Source organism: Pseudomonas syringae (assembly GCF_000737245.1).
Lineage (GTDB): Bacteria > Pseudomonadota > Gammaproteobacteria > Pseudomonadales > Pseudomonadaceae > Aquipseudomonas > Aquipseudomonas syringae_J.
This window is the reverse complement of record NZ_JPQU01000056.1, coordinates 1-22,602: the sequence shown is the minus strand read 5'-3', so window position 1 is coordinate 22,602 and position 22,602 is coordinate 1. Positions and strand designations below refer to the sequence as shown.

The window sequence follows — 22,602 nt, the reverse complement described above, 5'->3', positions numbered from 1 at the left end:
ACTGTCGTTCGATCGAAGTTGCCACCGCTGGTCGATCAGCTGTCGCGGTGGGCGCTGTTGACCGGCAATCGACTGCCCAGGCGATAGCGAGAGGAGGGGTGAATCAGGCGCACATAGGTGACCACTTTTCCGCCGCTCCAGGTCCGGCGCATCAGGACCAGACACGGCTCGGTCAGTGCTATTTGCAGGTAACGGCTTTCCTCTGCGTTGGGATGGCAGGCCTCGACGATGTGCTCAATGTCATCCGGGCGAATTGTCTGCAAAAGATAGCGCGCCGGTTGCAGCTGGTCGCCAAAGGGCTGCTTGAGAAAGTCGGGAACGTGTTCAGGATTGACGTAGCGATCTTCCAGCTGCACCGGTACACCTTCTTCGCAGTGCACGCACAGCACATGAAAAACCGATGCGCCGGTACTCAATGCCAAAGCCGCTGCCACCGGCATCGAGGCTGCTTCGCGACCCAGATGCAGCACCTCACAGCTGTAGCGATGGCCTCGGGCGCTGATCTCGTCAGCGATGTTGGTGATACGCAAGAGGTTTGATTGCGGTTTGCTCTCGGCGACAAACGTCCCGACCCCTGAAACACGCACCAGCAAGCCTTCTTCGGTCAGTTCCCGCAGCGCGCGGTTGACCGTCATGCGCGACATTCCCAACTCCTGCACCAGGCGGTTTTCCGAGGGGATCAGGTCGCCCGCTTTCCACTCGCCCGAGTTCAGCTTGCCTTGCACAAAGTCCTTGGCGCGGCGATACAAGGCTTGTGGCGCTGGCGGGCTCATCAGACCTCTTTGCCGTCCTGCCAGAATGCGTTGCGGTCCAGATAGTTCTGCAGGAACTGCTGCAAGCGTGGATGTTCGGCGTTGTGGAAGATCTGCTGCGGCGTCCCGCGTGCGACCACCTCGCCCTGATCGAGAAACACCACCGAATCGGCAACCTGAGCGGCGAAGCCCATTTCGTGGGTCACGACCACCATGGTCATGCCTTCTTTGGCCAGGGTCTTCATGACTTGCAACACTTCGCCCACCAGCTCCGGGTCGAGGGCTGAGGTCGGTTCATCGAACAGCATGATGTGCGGCTCCATCGCCAACGCCCGGGCAATCGCCACCCGCTGTTGCTGGCCGCCAGACAGCTGAGCCGGGTATGAGGCAGCCTTGTGCGCCAGCCCCACTTTGTAGAGCATGGCCATGCCACGGCGATTGGCTTCTTCTGCGGACAATTTGCGCACCCGGCGCAAGGCTTCACAGACATTGCCGATGGCAGTCATGTGCGGCCACAGGTTGAACTGCTGGAACACCATGCCAACGTTACTGCGTACCTGGTTGATCTGCGACTGCGGCGCGCGTTTGCGCTTTTTGCCGTTACCGCCATGCTCCTGTGACGAGCCCGGTAACCAGCCCAGCAGTTTGCCTTCGATGATGACTTCACCTTCGTCATATTCTTCGAGGAACGCCATGCTGCGCAGCAGGGTGCTTTTGCCTGAACCGGACGGGCCGATCAGGCAGACCACTTCAGAATGCTGCACCTGCAAATCAATCCCCTTGAGGACGCGCAAGGCGCCGAAGCTTTTGCCGACTTTTTCAAGGCGCAACATAGGCTCTCGATTGTCGGCCGGTTCCACGGATTCGTTCATGGGTAAACCTTGGTGCAATGTGTGGGCGCTGTTCATAGGGCTTGGTTATTCATTGAGATTGCCTGTTCATGAAACGGCCAACCCGGCGTTCGAGGAACATGCCCAACCGTGAGCAGGCCTCGACCAGCAGCAGGTAGCCGATGCACAGCACTAGCAACGTTTCGACAAACGCGAAGGTTTCCGAGCCAATGCCGGTCAGGACCATGGTCAGTTCCGGGATGGTGATGATCGACAGCACGGCGGTTTCCTTGCACAAGATGGTCACCAGATTGACCAGCGCGGGCAGGATGATCACCAGCATTTGCGGCACCTGGATGCGCATGATGCACTGCCAGCGGGTGATGCCCAGGCAATCGGCGGCTTCCAGTTGGCCGCGGGCCACGGATTCGAAACCGGTGCGGAAGATCTCGGCGAAATACACGCTGCCGTATATCCCGAGGCTCAGAATCCCAGCAGGAATCGGTTCCAGGCTCAGGCCGAACGCCGGCCCGGCGTAGTACACGAGAAACAACTGGACCAGAAACGGCGTGCTGCGAATCAGCTCGATGAACACCCGTAGCGGGGCGCGCACCAGGTTGTTGCCAAACAGCTGGGCAATGGCGATCAGCATGCCAAGGGCAATACCGAGTACTACGCCGCTGGTCCAGGTGGCCAGGGTGATCATGAAACCTGAACCGATTTCGTCCAGGTGATCGGTGATGATGTGCGGATCGAAAATCATGCCAGATGCCCTTTCAATCGTCGCTCCAGCAGGCCGCCACAGAAGGCCAGCGGGATATTGATCAGGCAGTAAAAGGCCGCCAGCATCAGGTAATCCTGCACGAACAGGTAATCACTGGCCGCCATGTTTTGCGCGGTGCGGGTCAGATCCGCCAGGCCGACGACCGAGACCAGCGACGACGCCTTGATCAGCAGGATCATTTCATTGACCAGCGCTGGCAGCGTCAGCCGCACCGCCTGCGGAACCCGGATGCGTACCAGCATTTGCGCGTTGCTCAAGCCCAGCAAGCCGGCCGCTTCCAGTTGACCCTGGGGAATTGCCAGAAAGCCGCCGCGCATGATCTCGGCAATATAAGCGCCCGCTGCCAGCGACAAGCCGATGATGGCCGCCACTGTGGGCGATACATTGGGCAAGCCGATGCGGGGCAGGAAGTAATAGATAAACAGCAGTTGCACCAGCAGCGGAATGCCGCGGAACACGAAAATATAGCCACCGCCCAGACGCCTGAGCAGGGGGATGGGCGACAACCGCAGGCTGCCGACCACAACGCCGATGACAAAACCTATGACCAGCGCGGCGACAGTGACCTGCAACGTCACCAGCAGCGCCTCCAGCATCAATGGCAGGTTTTGGATCAGCAAGGGCCAATCGAACATTGTTTCTCCAGATATTGGTAGCCCCGTAGGACCGGCTTTAGCCGGGAGGAGGCCGGTACATTCACTGCATCTGTATTGTCAGAAATGCCCCTCTCCCGGCTAAAGCCGGTCCTACGGTGGTCGTACGGCAGCACTGCTGTCGTGACATCACCAGGTCGGCGTGAACTCCGCCTTTGGCACGTCCATTTCCGCGCCCAGCCATTTTTTCTGCAGCGCAGCCAGACGGCCGTCGGCGTGCATTTTCAGGATGGCGGCATCCAGCGCGGCGATCAGGCTTTGCGATTCCGCGTCTTTGCGGCCCAGATAAGCGAAGTAGGACTTCTTGCCAAACGGCGGCAGGATCACTTTGTACAGATTGCTGCGCTCAGCGGCGACGTAGGAAATGTTCGGCAGCGAGTTGGCCACCGCCACGATGCGCTTGGCGGCCAGATCAGCGTAGGCCTGGTTGTTATCGACGTATTCGCGGATCGTGACTTTTTCAGGCAGGGTCGCGGCGAAGGCCTTGAGTTCTTCCAGCTGCGCCGAGCCTTTGCCCGCACCAACGGTTTTGCCGGAAATATCTTCAGGCTTTTTGATGCTGTCGTCTTTGGCCCCGACCATCAGCGCAACGGTAGCTTCAGCGATAGGCAGCACGAAGTGGTAACGCTCCTGGCGTGCTTTGGTCTCGATGATCGGCCCGGCAACCATGTCGAATTTCTTCGCCTCAAGCCCTGGCAACACGCTAGGCCATGGCAGGTCGATGAACTTGATCTTGACCCCCAGCTCCTTGCCCAGCTGTTCGAACAACTCGGCGTTCAAGCCTTTCTGCTTGCCGTTTTCAGTGAAGTCGAACGGTGCAAATTGCAACTCTGTGCCCACCACCAACTCACCGGCTTTTTTCACATCGGCCAACTGGTCGGCATGGGCCGCCAACGGCAAGGCAGCCAAGGCTATGGCGATGCTCAGGCTTTTGACTGTTTTACTTAACAGGGAATCGAGTTGCATTTGTAACTCCTTCGTCTCGGTAAGGACTGTCGTGGTCGTGGCGTAACTGAGGGCTGTCTGATCTCCTGAACATGGCTGCAGTTAGCGTGCCATACCGGTATAGACAGGTGGGTCATTGGCTCAGTCGAGAATTTTCCCCGGGTTGAGAATGCCCTGGGGGTCGAAGCAGTCCTTGAGCTGGCGCATGGTCTGCAAGGCCTCATCACTCACCGAGTGATGCAGGAACTCGCGTTTGAGCAGGCCGATACCGTGTTCGGCAGATACCGCGCCGCGCATTTCGCCGACCGCGCTGTACACCAGCTCTTCAATCTCAATAATGGGCGCTGGCTGTGGCAGAGAATTGCAATCCACGGTCAGGTGCAGATTGCTGTCACCGATGTGGCCGAAATACACGCTCTGGTTGCCTGGCCAGCGTTCCGCCAGGCGCTGGCGACACATTTCGGCAAAATCACCGATCTGGCCGATAGGCAGACTGATATCGAAATTCAGGGGTGCCAGGCGCACCGGAAACTCTCCAGTGGCTTCGCGAATCTTCCACAGCCCACGGGCTTGAGTCTGGGAGCTGGCGAGGATGGCATCTACCACTTCCCCGGCTTCCAGGGCTGCCTCCAGAGTTTGCTCCAGCACTTCACGCGAGGCCGAGGACTCCAGCAGCACATACAGTGGATAGTCATCGGGCATCGGCGCTACCGGGGTTTCCAGCCAGGAAACGCCCATGCAGAAGAAGTCTTGCCACATCAACTCGTAAGCTTGCGGCGTTCCTGCACTGCGTTGCACACGACGCAGCAGACTCACGGCGCTGGGGTAGTCGGGCAGGGCGCAGAGCAGCGTCGTGGTTTCGGCGGGCTGCGGCGCCAGTTTCAACACGGCGCGGGTGATCACCCCTAGCGTGCCTTCACTGCCGATAAAGCACTGTTTCAGGTCATAACCGCAGTTGTTCTTGATCATCTTGTTCATCAGGTTCAGCACCCGGCCATCGGCCAGTACCACCTCAAGGCCCAGCACCAACTCGCGAGTCATGCCATAGCGGATCACCGCGTTGCCCCCCGCATTGGTGGCGATGTTGCCGCCGATCTGGCAGGAGCCACGAGCACCCAGATCCAGCGGGAACAGAAAACCTGCGTCATGCACCGCTTGCTGAATGTCCTGCAAGGTCGTACCTGCCCAGACACTGACTGTGGCTGCTGCGCTATCGATTTCTTCGATGCCCCGCAGGCGTTCCAGGGACAGGGCAATATCCCCGGCGCGTGGCACTGCGCCGCCCGCCAGCCCGGTCATGCCGCCTTGGGGGACAACGGGCTGTTGCGCGGCATTACAGATGCGCAATGCGGCGGACACCTGTTCGGTGCTGCGCGGTAACAGCAGGGCGGCCGGGCAGGTGGGGGCATGGCGCGTCCAGTCGCTGTAATGGCGTTGGCTGATGGCCTCGCCGGTCAGTACCTGAGCATCGCCCAGGGCTTCGCGCAGTTGCGCCAGCGTGTGCTTCAGATCAGTCATGGCTTCAGCTCACCGTGCAGGTTGGAGAAAAGTCCGCACGCAACGCGGATATGTCCGGGCGGCCCAATAGATACAGAGACAAGCGCAGTTCCTCGGCCAACAGATCCAGAGCATGCCCGGCACCTGCCTGACCACCGACGGCAACGCCGTACAAGGTGGAACGACCCAGCAAGACCGCATCGGCACCCAGCGCACAGGCTTTGATAATGTCCGTGCCGCGGCGGATTCCACTGTCCAGTAACAGGGTCAATTTGCCCTTGGCCACAGCGGCGATGGCGGGCAGGCAATCGATGCTGGCCGGAGCGCCGTCCAGTTGTCGTCCCCCGTGATTGGTGATGACGATGCCATCGAGGCCCAGTGCCACGGCTTTTTCCGCGTCGGCGGGATGCATCACTCCTTTGAGCACCAGACGCTGAGGCCAGCGATCACGCAAGCGGGCGAGCGCCTCCCAGTCCAGCTCGGTGTCCATTTGTGCGCCCATGAAATGCGCGCCGCCGCTGGCATTGCGCTGCTCGGGCGGCAGATAACGTTCGATATTGGCCAGGCTCGGCATGCCCTTGGGCCAAAGCGCCTGATAGAGCCAGCGCGGATGGCACAGCACATCGATTTTATTCCTCAGGCTGAGGGCGCGCGGGCGGGTGAAGTTGCGTTTGTCCCATTCCCGGTTACCGAGCAACGCGGCATCGCTGGTCAGTAGCAGCGTCTGGCAACCCACGGCGCTGGCGCGTTTCAGCATATCCTCCTGAATGGCCGGATCACGCAGGCAATACAGTTGCAACCACAGATTGACGTCGGGAACGGCGGCCACCACTTGCTCCATGGAGCTGGTGGAGACCGTGCTCAAGGTGAACGGCAGGCCACGTTCAGTGGCGGCGCGGGCCAGATGAATGTCAGCGTCCTTGTACAGCATGCCGTTGTAGCCGGTGGGGCCGATAGCCATGGGCAGCGGCAGCTCGCGGCCGAAGACTGTCCGCCGAGTCTTGAGGTTGGCGTAGGGCACCAAGGTGCTGGGCAGCAGCGCGATATCAGAAAACGCCTGGCGATTGCGCTTGAGGGTCAGCTCTTCTTCAGCGCCGCCCTCCAGGTACTCCCAGGCGAAGTGGGGAAGCCGACGTCGGGCCATGTCGGCCAGTTCGGCGATGCTGTGGGCCCGGCGAAAATCCGGGCCGTTGTGATACCTGCGCATGCGGTTCCTTAGTGAGGAAAAGAAAAGCAGCGCTGTCGGCGCATGAATTTGCGCCGACGCGAGGGGCGATCAGCCGTACAAGCGCTCAAAAGGCAGCCAACGGGCAAACGCGCCGCCTTCGACCCAGGCCCGTGCAGCGGCGATATCCGGAGCGAAATAGCGGTCTTCGTCGTAGTGGGGGACTTCGCTGCGGATCATTTCCAGCACTTCGCTGAGTTTTTCCGAGGTGTGCAATGGAGCGTGCAAATCTACCCCTTGTGCGGCACCGAGCAGTTCGATCGCCACTACGGCGCTGCTGTTACCCGCCATATCCAGCAAACGGCGTGCCGCAAACGTCGCCATGGACACATGGTCTTCCTGATTGGCGGAGGTCGGCAGGCTGTCCACCGAGGCAGGATGGGCCAGGGTCTTGTTTTCGGAAGCCAGCGCAGCGGCAGTGACCTGGGCAATCATGAAGCCGGAATTGAGCCCGCCTTCCTTGACCAGAAACGCCGGCAGGCCTGACAGGGCAGGATCGACCAGTTGCGCAATGCGGCGCTCCGAGAGTGCGCCGATTTCCGAAATCGCCAAGGCAAGCACATCAGAAGCCATGGCCACTGGCTCGGCATGAAAATTACCGCCGGACAACACATCGCCATCGGCGCTGAACACCAGCGGATTATCTGAAACAGCGTTGGCTTCACGCATGAATACACCGGCGGCAAAGCGCATGTGATCCAGGCAGGCGCCCATCACTTGGGGCTGGCAACGTAGGGAGTAAGGGTCCTGCACACGGCCGCAATTGATGTGTGAAGTGCGGATCTCGCTGGTGGCCAACAGCTCGCGATACAACTGGGCCACGTCAATCTGACCCGGCTGGCCTCGCACCGCCTGAATACGTGGATCGAAGGGAACGTCGGAGCCTTTCAGGGCTTCAACGCTGAGGCTGCCCGCTACCACTGCGGCGGTGAACAGCTTTTCGGTGGCGAACAGGCCGCGCAGTGCCAGCGCAGTAGACACCTGGGTGCCATTGATCAGCGCCAGGCCCTCTTTCGGGCCCAGCACCATGGGCTCAAGGCCAGCAAGGGCGAGGCCTTCCACCGCGTCCATTTCCCGGCCTTCATGGCGCACCCGACCCACGCCGATCAGCACAGCCGACATATGCGCCAAGGGGGCCAGGTCGCCCGAGGCACCGACCGAACCCTGGGACGGAATGCACGGATAGACCTTGGCGGCGTACAGCGCACTGATCGCTTGAATCACGTCCCAGCGAATCCCGGAGAAACCCCGGGCCAGCGACCCGACCTTCAGGGCCATGATCAGCGCGACACTGGCGTCATCCAGCAAAGGGCCAGTCCCGGTGCAATGGGACAGCAACAGGTTACGTTGCAGTTTGGCCAGTGACTCGGTGGGAATCGAGGTGCGCGCCAGCAGGCCGAAACCGGTGTTGATCCCGTACACGGTGCGTTGGTTGGCGATGATTTCGTTGACGGTACGTGTGCTGGCATCCACCACTTCTCGGGCGCCAGGATCAAGCTCGAATGGGCTTTGCTGCTGATAAATGGCGCGCAATTGGTCGAGGTCGAACTGGCCTGGAATGAGTACAAGTGGTGAAGGCATAGCGCAATTCCTGCTTTGATTAATTGGGTAATTCTGGCGACGATTTTTGAGCTGACACCGTTTCAGAAGCGAAGGTCATATCATCCTGTATATACAGGTAGAGCAAAAGCCGGGCCAAGCAAATAATTTCTCTGCGGGCCGAGGGATTGCTCGATGCCTCGATGCCTGCATAACCCACTCCTGTCACCTAAAGTTGCACCATTTGCGGTCTGGCCGCCCAATGCTGGGGCATCTGGAAACGTTGTGTCCCAAATTTTTCTGCTGTAGTAGAGCCACCGTTCAGATGCCGCCTGCTCGCGCAGCAAATGATGGACTTGTGGGAGCGAGCTTGCTCGCGAAGGCGGTGTTCTAGTTCAAAGAGATACTTGAGCATTACAGCCTCTTCGCGAGCAAGCTCGCTCCCACAAAAACCGGCGAGCGATGCATCTTTGCGCCCTAGCCCGGCACATTAAATGCTTGATCCTTGAAAATCAGAACCTGTATATACCGCCGCCACAAAGGAGTCAGCATGACCGAGACTCGTCTACCCTTGATCGATATGACCGGCGTCCATCAAGGTGATCCCGCCAGCATCCAGCGGGTCGGTGCGGCCATTCGCGAGGCATGCAGTGAGAGCGGCTTTTTCTATATCACCAACCACGGCGTGCCGCAGGCAGTGATCGACCGGGCCATGGCCGCCGCAAAAACATTTTTCGCCTATCCCGTGGAAACCAAGCGCCAGGTAGCCGTCAACAAACGGCACCGAGGTTGGCATGCCCTGGGCGGGGCGCTGATGTACGAAGCGACTCGGCCTGACCACAAAGAGTTTTTCAGCATAGGCCTGGAATTGCCGGAAGACGATGCAAATGTGCTGGCCGGCGAGGCGCTGCGTGGGCCGAACCAGTGGCCAGCGTTTATGCCTGAACTGCGCGACGCCTTGGACGAGTATTACGCCGCGATCGCGGTTGCCGGGGCGGATTTGTTGAAGGCGGTGGCAGCAGGCCTGGGCATCGACGAAGACTTCTTCACCGCAAAATACGACAAGCGACTGCAGCGCACGCAGATGGTGTATTACCCACCACACCCACCCATGGCCGAGACCGACCAGTTTGGGGTGGCGCCGCATACCGATTACGGCTGCATCACCCTGTTGTATCAGGATGACAGCGGCGGCTTGCAGGTTCGCGATTTGGGCACGAACGACTGGATCGATGCCACGCCGATTCACGGCAGTCTGGTGGTCAATGTCGGGGATCTGTTGGCCCGTTGGTCCAACGACCGCTTTCGTTCAACCTTGCACCGGGTGATCAATAAATCCGGGCACGAGCGCTATTCCATCGCAACCTTTTACGACCCGACCTATAGCGCAATGGTTGACCCCTGTGATCTGGGTGTTGAACCGGATGCCAGTCTGTATCCGGCCGTGGCGGCGGGGGATTACATCCTCAAACGGATTGATGATTCGATGGCTTATCGGAAGAAGGCGCAGTAGAAAAACAATGCGGCGCCTTTTTTTGCACAGGCCGCGCTCCCTTAGGGGCGGGGTAATTGTGAAATTCTAGGTTCGCTGCAACCCCGCATGACTCGAGCCGCAATAGACTCCTGTGGGAGCGAGCTTGCTCGCGAAAGCAATTTCCCTGTCATCAGAAATATATTGGATGTCCCGCCCTCTTCGCGAGCAAGCTCGCTCCCACAGGTAATCACGGACCCAGGAACGGTGCTTGGTCTGGGCTGCATTCCGACGATGGAGTGCAGCCTGTTACTTCTTCCCAACCAACGCCTGCGTCACCCGCCCGATATTGCCCTGCAACTCTGCCACCGGGTCTTCGCCATCCTCGGTCACGACCAACAGTTTGCTGCCCGCTGCCGTAATCGCCGCCTTTACCGGCTCTGGCGGTTGGCGGTGGTCGAGTACCAACGCGACATCGTTGGCCTTTAAAGTCTCGGTCAGTTTCTGTATGGCTTCAGGTGTCCACTGCTCGTCGGTCAGCAACTGCGTGTCAATCAGCTCCAGATTCAGGCCGCCGATCAAATAGCTCAAGCGGTCGGAGAGGCTGACCACACTCAAGTTGTCGGCACTGGCCAGACTCGCTTCGCTGTCAGCCGTTAATTTGAGCAGTTGCTGCTTGAGGCTCGCCAGATTGCTTTCGATCCGCGGTTTGGCCGCGGGCGCCAGGCGCACCAGATCGGCGGCCATGACGTCGGCCATACGCCCCATGTTGTTGCTGGACAGCCAGGGCTGGCTGTTCAAACCATCGATCCCTTGGCCCGGTTGCACGGCAATGCCCGGCAAGCTGCCATCCACCGGACGTGCGGCGTCGATCTCGACAATGCGAATGTTGCTGCGCCGCGCGTTGGGGTAGAGCGGATCATCTGCCCAGACCGAACGCAAGCCGATCACGGCGTCCGCATCCACCGCCAGTTTGCGTAGGGCATCAGCGCCACGACCGGTGAAGTATGCGGTCTGCCGTGAACCGGGCAAGTTGGCTGCAGCGGCACGTTCGAGCACCACGCCGCTGTCCTTGAGCAGAATCTGCCCCAAGCCGAAGGTGATGGGCAGGCTGGCCAGCACTCGTACCGGCGTTTTGCTGTCGGCGGTCGCGGGAGCCGCTTGAGCCGTGCAGGTAAACAGGCCGGTGATGGCCAGAGCGAAAGTCAATGTACGCAGCATTTATCCAATATTCCCTTTGAGGCTTGGCACCGTGCCACGGGCAATCGCGGCCAGGGCGAAGGCCATGCCGGCAACCAGAATGATCGCGGCACCGGACGGTACGGGCAGGTCGAAGACGATGGGCAGCAGAATGCCGCACAGGGTGCTGAAGGTGGCAATGGCCACGGAAATCCAGAAGAAGCCTTTGAGCGATTGGCTCAGCAAACGTGCAGCGGCGGCGGGAATGACCAACAAGGCCCCCACCAGAATCGCGCCGATGACTTTGACCGAGGCGACCGTGATCAGGGTCACCAGAATCACGAACAGGTAATCCAGCGTCTTGACCGCCACGCCGCGCACGGCCGCCAGTTGCGGATTGAAACTGGCGAGCATGATGCGGTTGTACAACGGCAAACTCAGGCCCATGACCAGCGTGCCCACCACCGCCAGGACCAGCAGGTCGCTGCCGTTGACGGTTAACACCGAGCCAAACAGCACGTTCTCCAGAATGTGCACGTTGATCTTGCCTGCCAGCGTCAGCAGCAGGCTCGCGCCCAAGGCCAACGACACCGAGAGGAAGACGCCGATCAACGTGTCAGGTGCCAGGCCGGTGCGATTGCGCAGGTAATTCAGAACGATGCCGAACAGCAGGCAATAGCCAAACAGCGCGCCGTAAGGGCTGGTATAGGGTTCACCCAGGAGGATACCGATGGCCACGCCGGTCAATGCTGCGTGACCGACCGCTTCGGAGAAGAAGGCAAAACGCTTGACCACCACCAGGGTGCCCAGACCGCCCAGCACCGGTCCGATCAGCAAACCCGCCAGTAAGGCATTGACCACAAAACCGTAGGCCAGCGCCTCAGGCAGATAGCCCGACGACGCCAGACCTTGAATGAAAAGTCGAAACTGCTCGTAATCCATCACGCAGCACTCCCGAAACTGGCATCGGCGACACGCGGATGAGCTGAGAAAAGGGTCAACAGTCGGTCAGGGGTCAGGGCCGTGGCGGCAGATTCGTCGAACAGCACTCTGCGGTTAAGGCCGGTGACCTGGTCGGCAAGCCGCTTGACGGCCTCCAGGTCGTGCTCGATCCATAACACGGTGATTCCCGCCTGACGCCAGTCAATCAGTAGACGTTCGAACACCTGAATGCCGGCTTCATCAAGAGCGGACATGGGCTCGTCGAGTACCAGCAGTTGCGGAGCAGGAATCAGCCCTTGTGCCAACAACACCCGCTGGCGTTCGCCGCCAGACAAGGCACCCATGCGCCGTTTGCGTTTGTCCTGCATGCCGACCCGCTCCAGGGCATCGCCAATCGCCCCGGCATAACGCCGCGACAAGCCCAGAAACGCCGGACGCCGCTGGCACATGGCGGCCATGAAGTCATCCACCGTCATCGGCAAGCCTCGGTCGAATTCCAGCGCCTGGGGCACGTAGCCGATCACACCCGGCGCGTCAGGCCATTGCAGGCTGAGCTGACCCTGATGCGGCATCTGCCCGAGCAGGGTTTTGATCAGCGAACTCTTGCCGCCACCGTTGGGCCCGACTAGCGCATGGATGCTGCCCGCCCGGACCTTGAAGTTGACGTGGTCAAGAATCGCCGTGCGACCCAAGGTCAGACTGACGTCGGCAAACTCCACGCCGGGGCCGTTACCCGTGAGGGCGATTTTTTCAGCAATGGTCATGCACCGGCCTCCTGAATCGCCCGAACCACAGTGTCCAGATTGCCAGCCATTTCCTTCTCGTATTTATCGGCGGTGTATTCGCCATAGGAAATGTGTGACAGCGGATAGAGCTTGACCCCGGATTCGCGCTGGATGGTTTCAACGTAGGTGGACGGGAAATCCATCTCCGAGAAAATCACCTTCACATCCAGTTCGCGCAATTGATCGATGGTTTTCTTCAACTGGCTGGGGCTTGGCTCGATACCGTGGGCGGGTTCTACCACGGCCGTGACTTCCAGGCCGAACTCGCGCAGCAGGTAATCGTAGGCAGCGTGCACCGTGGCCACGCGCAGGTCGGCATTCGGCGCTTTGGTCAGCTTGGCCAGGGCGTCCGCACGCATCTGACGCAGGCGTTTGCCGTAGGCACGGGCATTGGTGGTGTAGGTCTTGGCGTTGTCCGGGTCGAGCTTGCCCAGTTCGCGGGCGATGTTATTGACTTGGGCAATCGAGGCGCTGATGGACAGGAAGGTATGGGGGTTGACCACTTTGCCTGCGCCACGGGCCGCAACACCGGTGGCGGCCAGCAGCGGCACGTCCTGATTGGCTTCGATGACCGGGATTTGCGGTGTCTCGCTGGCCTCGATCATGCGGTCGGCAAAATCATCGTGGCCGACACCATTGAGTACGATCACGTCCAGCGAACCGATGCGCTTGATGTCATCCGCGCGAGGCTCGTAAGCATGGGGGTTGAAACCCGCCGGGATCAGAGGCACGACCTCGGCCTTGTCGCCGACGATATTGCTCACGTAGCTGTAATACGGGTGCAGGGTGATGCCGATGCGCAAGCGCTTGGCATCAGCATTGGCCATGGGCGCGAGCAGGGTGGCCAGCAGGCCGACCAGCACAACACGCAACAACGGTCGGCGTTTCAAAAAAATGGGCATGGGCAGGCAGTCTTCTTTCAAATAAGTGCGTGGGGTCAATGCTTCTGATGGCGAGTTACGCCAGCGTCGAACTGGGCGACGACCTGTTGCCAGCCGGCCTTGATGAGGGCCGCGTCGCTGATGTCGTTGCTGGCCGCCAAGGATGGGCTGCGGTTGATCCAGATGTCGGCCTGGGTGTCATCGGTCTTACCGAGGCGCAACAGAAACGAGCCTGCCACCGTGGGGTTCTGGCTTAGCCCAAGGTAGGACTTGTCGACCATTTGCCAGGCATGAGCGCCACGGCTCACCGAGCTGGCGTCCTCTGCAAACGGCGCGAAGCCCTCATCGCCCAGCTGCTGTGGGGTCACCGGGGTTTGCTGTTCCGCGGCGAGGAAGTGGATTTCATCCAGGGTCACCCGCAGATCTGCATAGATACCTTGCTCGGAGGCAGTCAGGTCACGACGGGCGTCCAGTTGGTGGGCGGCAACGCTTTGCACGTCCTGGCTTTCACCGTGCAAACCGACGACGGCCCCTGCGACCAGCAGAATCACCGCGCAGAGCAGCAACACGTAGAGGGTTTCATGCCCGGCACCCGCGGGGCGGACGATCTGAACAGTGGGCGTGTTCATGGGGCCTGGATATCCGCTTGGTCGATTTCCACCACGTGGCCGGGACCTGCGTCGAACAGCACGTAGAACTCTGAGGCGGGTTTTTTGAAAGTCATTGTCGAGTCCTCACCCAGTTTGCCGGGTACCAGGATGGTTTCGTCGTAGCCGATCACGTCCAGGGTTACTCCCGGTGCGCCGCTGCCATCGGAAAAACCACCGGTGCAGCGGATCTGTTCATTCTCGATCTGTTTGCATTCGCACATCGGGTTGTGCGCCAGGGCAACGCTGCTGAGGCCTGCGCCGAGCAGGAACAGCGCGGATGTGCCCAGCCGGCGAAGATAAAGTCTGCTGGTCATGGTTTGACTCCTTGGGTTTTCAACCAGGCAACCGTAGCGGGGGAGGCCTGTGACAAAGGGATGGAAGCCTGATGCACTGAGCCGTCCCACCCTTCCATGGTGATCCACAGGTCGGCATCAGGGTCGGTACGTTCAGGGATTTGCATGAACGCGCCCATGCGATAGGGCGAGCCGAAGAAAATCACCCCGGCGGCGCGCAGACTGCGGGGTTTGCCGATCCGCAGGTAAGTCGCCTTGACCCGGTCCGCGCACTCGGTGCACAGCGCGGCGTTGAAGGTCTTCATATAACCCGAAGCTCCGTCGAGCATCGGCGCGCTGTTGCGTAATTCGGCCAGACGAATGCTCCATGGCCCGACCTGAACCTCGCCGATCTCACGCTGACCGAGACCAGCATCGCCGCGAAACAGCGCCATATCGGAGAAGTACTTGGGCATGAACCCCAGCGGTATCAGCAACAACAGGATGTTGAGGTGGAACCGCCACTTGTACCAGAAGCGGCTGAGCTTTGTAGGCGAGCGCTTCGAGGGCGGTGTCACAGTAGCGGCCTTGTTCACAGGGTGGTCTCCGCTGTTTCGGTGGGCAGATGTGCAGTCTGGCGCTCGTTGTGTCTGGCGTCGGCTTTATGGTTGCGCTTGAGGGCGTTGAGGGTTGCCTGAGTGGTGCGTTTGGTCCAGATCAACAAGCCGCTGAGGACCATCATGCTCAGGATCAGCGCGAAGAACGTCCAGATGAGCTTGATCCAGATACCCCCGAAGTCACCGGTGTGCAGCGGTCGCATGGACTCGGTGACGAATTCCAGGGCCGAGCGGTCCGACAGCAGGTGGGAGGTGGCAAGTTCACCGCTGTACGGGTTGATTTCTGCGCTCTGGAACATCAGCGGGTACCAGCTGCGGCCCATGACGCTGATGTTGCTGTAGGCATTGAGCGGCGCAGTGATCATGCTCGGCTCCAGGCCGGGGATTTTCTCCCGGACGATATCGGCGGCCCGGTCCAGGCTGATCATCGGCGCCGGGCTGCCGTCAGCGGTCAATGGCACGCTGGCGTGTGGTATCACTGAGGCAATGGGCGACTGGCTGGAAATCGTGATCTGGTTGTCGAAGAGAATCGCCTGGATCAGGAACCACATGCCGGTGATGGAAATCACCGCGATGAACCAGATCGACCAGATACCGCTTAAACGGTGGAAATCCCCCCAGAAAATCCGCGCACCGTGGTTCAAACGCAGCGTGGGCTTGAAGAAGCCTTTCCAGAATTTCTTGTAGACCACCAGCCCCGTCACCAATGACGCCAGCAACGGGATGCTGAGCATCGAGACCATGTACCAGCCCCAGGAGAAACCATTGGTGAACGGCACCAGCCACCAGCCGTGCAAGGCCCGGGTGAAGGCGGGGAAGTCGAAGGATGGCGCGATGCCCTGCATCACGCCGGTGTAGGGGTTGGCATAGGCCGTCACCGCGCGACCACCGGGGTAGGTGACCCGTACATTCAGGGCGAAGTAATCGCCGTCCGGCTCGGAAATCCGGTTGACGATCAGGTGCGGGTCTTTGCTCAGAATCGTCTGCTTGACCTGCTCAAAGCTCATGCGCGGGGCATCGTTGCTGGGCGGATTCGCGCGCATCTCCGGGTTGACCAGCCACATGATTTCCTTACTGACCACGGCCAGGGTGCCGGTAAAACAGACGATCAGCACAAAGAACCAGATCGGCAATGCCAGCCAGCTGTGGACCAGAAACCAGATTTTTGAACGGGATTTCTTCGACATGGGATAACGGTCTCGACTCACGGTTGGAGCAACCCAATGATCGCTTGGGCTTGTTGTGTCACCGGAAAAGCAGGCGTGACTGTTGAAGACGCAACTGCTGCATTTTTGTTAAGACGAATGAGAATGAAATACCTACAGCTTTAATTCTTATTTCAGATGTAAGAATTTGTTTCTAGTGGCGGAGTGGTGAAGGTGGATGTGTTCCTGTGGGAGCGAATTCATTCGCGAAGAAGCCCTTACATCCACAAAAGGAGTGTCGACTGCAATGCCGCTTCGCGAATGAATTCGCTCCCACATAATCCGTGTGAATAAATGCCATAAAAAAAGGGGAAGCCAGACCTCGGTCTGCTTCCCCTTTTTTGTTGCGATGGAGGCTTAGATCACCTGTTCAATCGCCTTGCACACGGTCTCGATGTTGTTCTGGTTCAGCGCCGCCACACAGATGCGACCGGTGTCCAGGGCGTAGATGCCGAACTCGTTACGCAGACGATGCACCTGTTCGGTGGTGAGGCCAGAGTAGGAGAACATTCCGCTCTGGCGGCCGACGAAGCTGAAGTCCTGGCCGGCAGCGTTATTGGCCAGACGCTCGACCATCTGCTGGCGCATGTCTTTGATGCGCACGCGCATTTCAGCCAGCTCTTCTTCCCATTGGGCGCGCAGCTCTGGGTTGTTGAGCACGGCGGCGACGATCGTTGCACCATGGGTCGGCGGGTTGGAGTAGTTGGTGCGGATCACGCGCTTGACCTGGGACAGGACGCGAGCGGTTTCTTCTTTGGAGTCGGTGATGATCGACAGGGCGCCCACCCGCTCGCCGTACAGCGAGAAGGATTTGGAGAACGAGCTGGAGGCAAAGAACGTCAGGCCGGACTCGGCGAACAGACGAACGGCGACGGCGTCTTCGTCAATACCGGCGCCAAAGCCCTGGTAAGCCATGTCCAGGAACGGGACGTGGCCTTTGGCCTTGACCACTTCAAGGACTTTTTTCCAGTCTTCCAGGGTCAGGTCGACGCCAGTCGGGTTGTGGCAGCAGGCGTGCAGCACCACGATGGAACCGGCAGGCAGATTCTGCAGGTCGTCGAGCATGCCGGAACGGTTCACGTCGTGGCTGGTCGCATCATAGTAGCGATAGTTCTGCACCGGGAAGCCGGCGGTTTCGAACAGGGCGCGGTGGTTTTCCCAGCTTGGATCGCTGATGGCCACGACGGCGTCAGGACGCAGTTGCTTGAGGAAATCTGCACCGATTTTCAGGGCGCCCGTGCCGCCGACGGCCTGGGTAGTCAAGACACGACCGGACGCGATCAATGGCGACTCGCTACCAAACAGCAGTTTTTGCACCGCCAGATCGTAAGCCACGATCCCGTCAATCGGCAGGTAACCACGGGGAGCATGTTGAGCCACGCGGATATTCTCGGCTTCAGCCACCGCGCGCAGGAGGGGAATGCGTCCTTCTTCGTTGCAGTAGACGCCCACGCCAAGATTGACCTTGGTGGTGCGTGTATCGGCGTTGAATGCTTCGTTGAGGCCCAGGATTGGATCGCGTGGTGCCATTTCGACAGCGGAGAACAGGCTCATTTTTGTGGCGGCTCTGTGTGAGAGGTGAGGGGAAACCCGCTCTGATCCGGATGCGCCAGAGCGGTGCACAAACGGGGAGTCAGTATAGAGACCATCTTCGCTGGGGGCGACAGGCTGGGAGGCGTTTTTTTGCGGTTTCCCGGCTTATTTTTCAGCCATTAGTCATATTGCAACGCGCATCTGCCGGTGGCCCTGATTCAGTGGTTGAAAGCAACGGGTTGAAAGCAGCCGATGGCGACTCCATTTGTAGTCCCATCACTTCATATTCTGTACGACCGTTCCCTTCGTGGCGCGGGCGCTAGCAGTTACAGCGTTTTTCGCGCATGTTTTCACGCACTGTCGGGTGAAAACGCCAAAAGAGGTCCGTTATGTCCGAGTTTCAGCTCGTAACCCGTTTTGAGCCTGCTGGGGATCAGCCCGAGGCCATTCGCCTGATGGTTGAAGGGATCGAAGCCGGGCTGGCGCACCAGACCCTGCTTGGCGTGACCGGCTCGGGTAAAACCTTCAGCATCGCCAACGTGATCGCTCAGGTGCAGCGCCCGACGCTGGTGCTGGCGCCGAACAAGACCCTGGCGGCGCAGTTGTATGGCGAGTTCAAGGCGTTCTTCCCGAACAATGCGGTGGAATACTTCGTCTCTTATTACGACTACTACCAGCCCGAAGCCTATGTGCCGTCGTCGGACACCTTCATCGAGAAAGATGCCTCGATCAACGACCACATTGAGCAAATGCGACTTTCCGCCACCAAGGCGTTGTTGGAGCGCAAGGACGCGATCATCGTCACCACGGTGTCCTGCATCTATGGTCTGGGTAGTCCGGAAACCTATCTGCGCATGGTGTTGCATGTGGATCGCGGCGACAAACTCGACCAGCGCGCCTTGCTGCGCCGTCTGGCGGATCTGCAGTACACCCGCAACGACATGGACTTTGCCCGGGCTACTTTCCGAGTGCGGGGCGATGTGATCGACATCTACCCGGCCGAGTCGGATCTGGAAGCGATCCGCATTGAACTGTTCGACGATGAAGTGGAAAGCCTGTCGGCCTTCGATCCGTTGACCGGCGAGGTGATTCGCAAGCTGCCGCGATTTACCTTTTACCCCAAGAGCCACTACGTAACCCCCCGGGAAACCCTGGTGGAAGCAATGGAGGGCATCAAGGTCGAGTTGCAGGAGCGCCTGGAATACCTGCGCAACAACAATAAGCTGGTGGAAGCTCAACGGCTGGAACAGCGCACCCGTTTCGACCTGGAAATGATTCTGGAGCTGGGCTACTGCAACGGCATCGAAAACTATTCACGCTACCTGTCGGGTCGTCCATCCGGCGCGCCGCCTCCAACGTTGTATGACTACCTTCCGGCCGACGCCTTGCTGGTGATCGACGAATCCCACGTCAGCGTGCCGCAGGTAGGCGCGATGTACAAAGGCGACCGGTCACGTAAAGAGACGCTGGTGGAATACGGTTTCCGTCTGCCCTCGGCGCTGGATAACCGGCCAATGCGTTTCGACGAGTGGGAAGCGGTCAGCCCGCAGACCATTTTCGTCTCGGCGACCCCCGGTAACTACGAAGCCGAGCATGCTGGCCGGATCATTGAGCAGGTGGTGCGTCCGACCGGACTGGTAGACCCGCAGATCGAGATCCGCCCGGCGCTGACTCAGGTGGATGACCTGCTTTCGGAAATCACCAAGCGTGTGGCTCTGGAAGAGCGAGTGCTGGTGACCACTTTGACCAAGCGCATGTCCGAGGATTTGACCGACTATCTGGCGGATCACGGGGTGCGAGTCCGTTATCTGCACTCGGACATCGATACCGTGGAGCGGGTCGAGATTATCCGGGATTTGCGTCTGGGCACTTTCGATGTGCTGGTGGGGATCAACCTGCTTCGCGAGGGCCTGGACATGCCGGAAGTCTCGCTGGTCGCGATTCTGGATGCCGACAAGGAAGGCTTCCTGCGGTCCGAGCGTTCGCTGATCCAGACGATTGGCCGGGCGGCACGTAACCTCAATGGCCGGGCGATTCTGTACGCCGACCGGATCACCGGCTCCATGGAGCGCGCCATCGGTGAGACTGAGCGGCGCCGGGACAAACAGATCGCCCACAACCTGGAGCACGGCATCACCCCTCAAGGTGTATTCAAGGATGTTGCCGACATCATGGAAGGCGCAACGGTGCCGGGTTCGCGCAGCAAGAAGCGCAAAGGCATGGCCAAGGCTGCCGAAGAAAACGCCAAGTACGAAAACGAACTGCGTTCACCCAGCGAAATCACCAAACGCATTCGTCAGCTTGAAGAGAAAATGTACCAACTGGCCCGAGACCTGGAGTTCGAGGCCGCGGCGCAGATGCGCGACGAGATTGGCAAGTTGCGGGAGCGGTTGTTGGCGGTTTGATGACGCTCCGTTGGAGCGAGGCTTGCCCGCGATAGGAATGGGTATCTATTTGTATTTGTGTACATATCCATTCTTTCGGTTGTGGCGACTTATGGTTGCGCTTTTACAGCGCGTCACTTTTGAAAAGAGCCCAAAAGTAACCATGCTTACTTTTGCGCTTCTTCTCAAAAGTGAGGCGCCGTAAGGGCGCAACCATCACTAGCCGTTACCCAGCTAATGGATATGTACACAAAACCCGTCTCTGGAGCCCACTCCTCCCACATCAACCCCCGCGCCTGTTAACATTCGCGGCTTGTTAGACCTATTCCGGGATTTTTCATGACCACCGTTCGTACCCGCATCGCGCCATCGCCTACTGGCGACCCTCACGTTGGCACGGCCTACATCGCACTCTTCAACTACTGCTTCGCCAAGCAGCACGGCGGTGAGTTCATCCTGCGCATTGAAGACACCGATCAACTGCGCTCGACCCGCGAGTCGGAACAGCAGATTTTCGACGCGCTGCGCTGGCTGGGCATCGAATGGAGTGAAGGTCCTGACGTTGGCGGCCCGCACGGCCCTTACCGGCAGAGCGAGCGGGGCGAGATTTATCAGAAGTACGCTCAGCAACTGGTTGAGCTGGGTCATGCATTCCCTTGTTTCTGCACCGCTGAAGAGCTGGATCAGATGCGCGCCGAGCAAATGGCCAAGGGTGAAACCCCGCGCTATGACGGCCGTGCCTTGCTGCTTTCCAAGGAAGAAGTCGCCCGTCGCCTCGCCGCTGGTGAGCCTCACGTTATCCGCATGAAAGTACCGAGCGAAGGCGTGTGCGTGGTTCCGGACATGCTGCGCGGCGAAGTCGAAATCCCGTGGGATCGTATGGACATGCAGGTCCTGATGAAAACCGACGGCCTGCCGACGTACTTCCTGGCCAACGTTGTCGACGATCACCTGATGGGCATCACCCATGTACTGCGTGGCGAAGAGTGGCTGCCGTCGGCACCGAAACTGATCCTGCTCTATGAATATTTCGGCTGGGACAAGCCGCAGCTTTGCTACATGCCGCTGTTGCGTAACCCGGACAAGAGCAAGCTCTCCAAGCGCAAGAACCCCACCTCGGTGACGTTCTACGAGCGCATGGGCTTCATGCCTGAAGCGATGCTCAACTATCTGGGTCGGATGGGCTGGTCGATGCCGGACGAGCGCGAGAAATTCTCTCTGGCAGAGATGGTCGAGCACTTTGACCTGTCCCGGGTTTCCCTGGGCGGGCCGATCTTCGACATCGAGAAGCTGTCCTGGCTCAACGGTCAGTGGCTGCGTGAGCTGCCGGTGGAAGAGTTCGCCACCCGTCTGCAGACCTGGGCGCTGAACCCGGAATACATGATGAAGATCGCGCCCCATGTGCAGGGCAGGGTAGAGACGTTCAGCCAGGTCGCGCCGCTGGCCGGCTTCTTCTTCGCCGGTGGCGTCACGCCGGACGTCAAGCTCTTTGAAAGTAAAAAACTGTCGCCTGATCAGGTGCGCCAGGTCATGCAACTGATTCTGTGGAAGCTGGAAACCCTGCGCCAGTGGGAAAAGGACCGGATCATGGGCAGCATTCAGGCCGTCGTCGAGCATCTGGAGCTCAAGCTGCGTGATGCCATGCCGTTGATGTTCGCGGCGATCACCGGTCAGGCCAATTCGGTCTCGGTGACCGATGCAATGGAAATCCTTGGGCCAGACCTGACGCGCTTCCGTCTGCGCCAGGCGATTGATCTGCTCGGCGGCGTTTCGAAGAAAGAAAACAAGGAATGGGAAAAGCTGCTGGGTGCCATCGCCTGAGCAACTGACTGAGCCCTTGCCGTTCGGCCCTGTTTTGCGGGGCCGAACGGTAAGTGGTTGTAATACCGACAAAAAACTTTAGAAATTGTTAAAAATAAATTTGACAGCTCTGCCACTCACGCTTAACATGCGCCCCGTCCACTGATGTGGGGCTTTAGCTCAGCTGGGAGAGCGCCTGCATGGCATGCAGGAGGTCAGCGGTTCGATCCCGCTAAGCTCCACCAAATTTAGAGTTTCAAGGGTAAGCTTTGCTGCCTTGAAACAATGCGAGATGACCGGATCCAGCGACCGATCATCTGCATGAAGAAGGTTTTGTCCCCTTCGTCTAGTGGCCTAGGACACCGCCCTTTCACGGCGGTAACAGGGGTTCGAGTCCCCTAGGGGACGCCATTTTAAAATGCATCATTTGAAAGTGATGTGAGCCGCGAGGCGATAAATCTGGGGCTTTAGCTCAGCTGGGAGAGCGCCTGCATGGCATGCAGGAGGTCAGCGGTTCGATCCCGCTAAGCTCCACCAATTTTGCCAGGGTTCGTCATTGACGAATCTGCTCGAAGGTTTTGCGTCCCCTTCGTCTAGTGGCCTAGGACACCGCCCTTTCACGGCGGTAACAGGGGTTCGAGTCCCCTAGGGGACGCCA

The 22,602-nt window shown here is 59.4% G+C and carries 20 protein-coding genes and 4 tRNA genes; 7 read left to right on the top strand and 17 right to left on the bottom strand.

Going from position 1 to position 22,602, the window contains the following annotated elements; translation table 11 throughout:
* Positions 1-35: 35 nt before the first annotated feature.
* The 8 genes from hutC to hutH all read right to left on the bottom strand — a co-directional run bounded on the left by hutC (position 36) and on the right by hutH (position 8,267).
* Positions 36-773, bottom strand: a complete 738-nt coding sequence (hutC, locus tag IV01_RS06800) for a histidine utilization repressor (protein WP_050507834.1) — start codon at positions 771-773, stop codon at positions 36-38.
* The gene (locus IV01_RS06805; protein WP_154232255.1) at positions 773-1,585 is read right to left on the bottom strand and encodes an amino acid ABC transporter ATP-binding protein; all 813 of its coding nucleotides are present in this window, start codon (positions 1,583-1,585) and stop codon (positions 773-775) included. Before IV01_RS06805 ends, hutC begins: the two co-directional genes overlap by 1 nt.
* Before the next feature lie 88 nt (positions 1,586-1,673).
* Complete coding sequence (locus tag IV01_RS06810; RefSeq protein ID WP_032630298.1) at positions 1,674-2,345, bottom strand: amino acid ABC transporter permease; 672 nt, start codon at positions 2,343-2,345, stop codon at positions 1,674-1,676.
* Positions 2,342-3,001, bottom strand: a complete 660-nt coding sequence (locus tag IV01_RS06815) for an amino acid ABC transporter permease (protein ID WP_032630297.1) — start codon at positions 2,999-3,001, stop codon at positions 2,342-2,344. Before IV01_RS06815 ends, IV01_RS06810 begins: the two co-directional genes overlap by 4 nt.
* A gap of 147 nt (positions 3,002-3,148) precedes the next feature.
* Positions 3,149-3,985 (bottom strand): transporter substrate-binding domain-containing protein, encoded by an 837-nt coding sequence (locus IV01_RS06820; protein ID WP_050507833.1) that lies wholly within the window; start codon positions 3,983-3,985, stop codon positions 3,149-3,151.
* Between the two features lie 120 nt (positions 3,986-4,105).
* Positions 4,106-5,482, bottom strand: a complete 1,377-nt coding sequence (locus IV01_RS06825) for an FAD-binding oxidoreductase (RefSeq protein WP_032630295.1) — start codon at positions 5,480-5,482, stop codon at positions 4,106-4,108.
* Positions 5,483-5,486: 4 nt separating this feature from the next.
* Complete coding sequence (locus tag IV01_RS06830) at positions 5,487-6,668, bottom strand: alpha-hydroxy acid oxidase (RefSeq protein ID WP_032630294.1); 1,182 nt, start codon at positions 6,666-6,668, stop codon at positions 5,487-5,489.
* A 69-nt stretch (positions 6,669-6,737) separates the two neighbouring features.
* Positions 6,738-8,267, bottom strand: a complete 1,530-nt coding sequence (gene hutH, locus IV01_RS06835; RefSeq protein ID WP_032630293.1) for a histidine ammonia-lyase — start codon at positions 8,265-8,267, stop codon at positions 6,738-6,740.
* 508 nt (positions 8,268-8,775) lie between these two features.
* On the opposite strand from hutH, the gene IV01_RS06840 reads away from it, so the two are divergent.
* Positions 8,776-9,738, top strand: a complete 963-nt coding sequence (locus tag IV01_RS06840) for an isopenicillin N synthase family dioxygenase (RefSeq protein ID WP_032630292.1) — start codon at positions 8,776-8,778, stop codon at positions 9,736-9,738.
* 267 nt (positions 9,739-10,005) lie between these two features.
* Here IV01_RS06840 and IV01_RS06845 read toward each other — a convergent pair whose 3' ends face one another.
* The 9 genes from IV01_RS06845 to IV01_RS06885 all read right to left on the bottom strand — a co-directional run bounded on the left by IV01_RS06845 (position 10,006) and on the right by IV01_RS06885 (position 17,781).
* Positions 10,006-10,917, bottom strand: coding sequence for a metal ABC transporter substrate-binding protein (locus tag IV01_RS06845; protein WP_032630291.1), 912 nt, complete (start codon positions 10,915-10,917; stop codon positions 10,006-10,008).
* Positions 10,918-11,817, bottom strand: coding sequence for a metal ABC transporter permease (locus tag IV01_RS06850; RefSeq protein WP_032630290.1), 900 nt, complete (start codon positions 11,815-11,817; stop codon positions 10,918-10,920).
* The gene (locus IV01_RS06855; RefSeq protein ID WP_032630289.1) at positions 11,817-12,581 is read right to left on the bottom strand and encodes a metal ABC transporter ATP-binding protein; all 765 of its coding nucleotides are present in this window, start codon (positions 12,579-12,581) and stop codon (positions 11,817-11,819) included. The genes IV01_RS06850 and IV01_RS06855 overlap by 1 nt, the downstream gene beginning before the upstream one ends.
* On the bottom strand, positions 12,578-13,504 hold the full coding sequence (locus tag IV01_RS06860) for a metal ABC transporter substrate-binding protein (protein WP_032630288.1): 927 nt from the start codon (positions 13,502-13,504) through the stop codon (positions 12,578-12,580). Before IV01_RS06860 ends, IV01_RS06855 begins: the two co-directional genes overlap by 4 nt.
* 35 nt (positions 13,505-13,539) lie before the next feature.
* The gene (locus IV01_RS06865) at positions 13,540-14,112 is read right to left on the bottom strand and encodes a DUF6162 family protein (protein WP_032630287.1); all 573 of its coding nucleotides are present in this window, start codon (positions 14,110-14,112) and stop codon (positions 13,540-13,542) included.
* Positions 14,109-14,447: a hypothetical protein gene (locus IV01_RS06870; RefSeq protein ID WP_032630286.1), complete on the bottom strand. Its 339-nt coding sequence runs from the start codon at positions 14,445-14,447 to the stop codon at positions 14,109-14,111. Before IV01_RS06870 ends, IV01_RS06865 begins: the two co-directional genes overlap by 4 nt.
* Entirely contained in the window at positions 14,444-15,001 is a 558-nt protein-coding gene (locus tag IV01_RS06875) for a hypothetical protein (protein WP_032630285.1), read from the bottom strand. Before IV01_RS06875 ends, IV01_RS06870 begins: the two co-directional genes overlap by 4 nt.
* A complete protein-coding gene (locus IV01_RS06880; protein ID WP_032630284.1) occupies positions 14,998-16,209 on the bottom strand; it encodes a PepSY-associated TM helix domain-containing protein in 1,212 nt (403 codons plus the stop codon). The genes IV01_RS06875 and IV01_RS06880 overlap by 4 nt, the downstream gene beginning before the upstream one ends.
* Before the next feature lie 375 nt (positions 16,210-16,584).
* The gene (locus IV01_RS06885; RefSeq protein WP_032630283.1) at positions 16,585-17,781 is read right to left on the bottom strand and encodes an amino acid aminotransferase; all 1,197 of its coding nucleotides are present in this window, start codon (positions 17,779-17,781) and stop codon (positions 16,585-16,587) included.
* A 368-nt stretch (positions 17,782-18,149) separates the two neighbouring features.
* On the opposite strand from IV01_RS06885, the gene uvrB reads away from it, so the two are divergent.
* The 6 genes from uvrB to IV01_RS06915 all read left to right on the top strand — a co-directional run bounded on the left by uvrB (position 18,150) and on the right by IV01_RS06915 (position 22,602).
* Complete coding sequence (gene uvrB / locus IV01_RS06890; RefSeq protein WP_032630282.1) at positions 18,150-20,165, top strand: excinuclease ABC subunit UvrB; 2,016 nt, start codon at positions 18,150-18,152, stop codon at positions 20,163-20,165.
* A 318-nt stretch (positions 20,166-20,483) separates the two neighbouring features.
* Entirely contained in the window at positions 20,484-21,965 is a 1,482-nt protein-coding gene (gene gltX, locus IV01_RS06895; RefSeq protein WP_032630281.1) for a glutamate--tRNA ligase, read from the top strand.
* 148 nt (positions 21,966-22,113) lie between these two features.
* A tRNA-Ala gene (locus tag IV01_RS06900) sits at positions 22,114-22,189 on the top strand.
* 90 nt (positions 22,190-22,279) lie between these two features.
* A tRNA-Glu gene (locus IV01_RS06905) sits at positions 22,280-22,355 on the top strand.
* A gap of 50 nt (positions 22,356-22,405) precedes the next feature.
* A tRNA-Ala gene (locus tag IV01_RS06910) sits at positions 22,406-22,481 on the top strand.
* A 45-nt stretch (positions 22,482-22,526) separates the two neighbouring features.
* Positions 22,527-22,602: transfer RNA gene (locus tag IV01_RS06915), tRNA-Glu, on the top strand.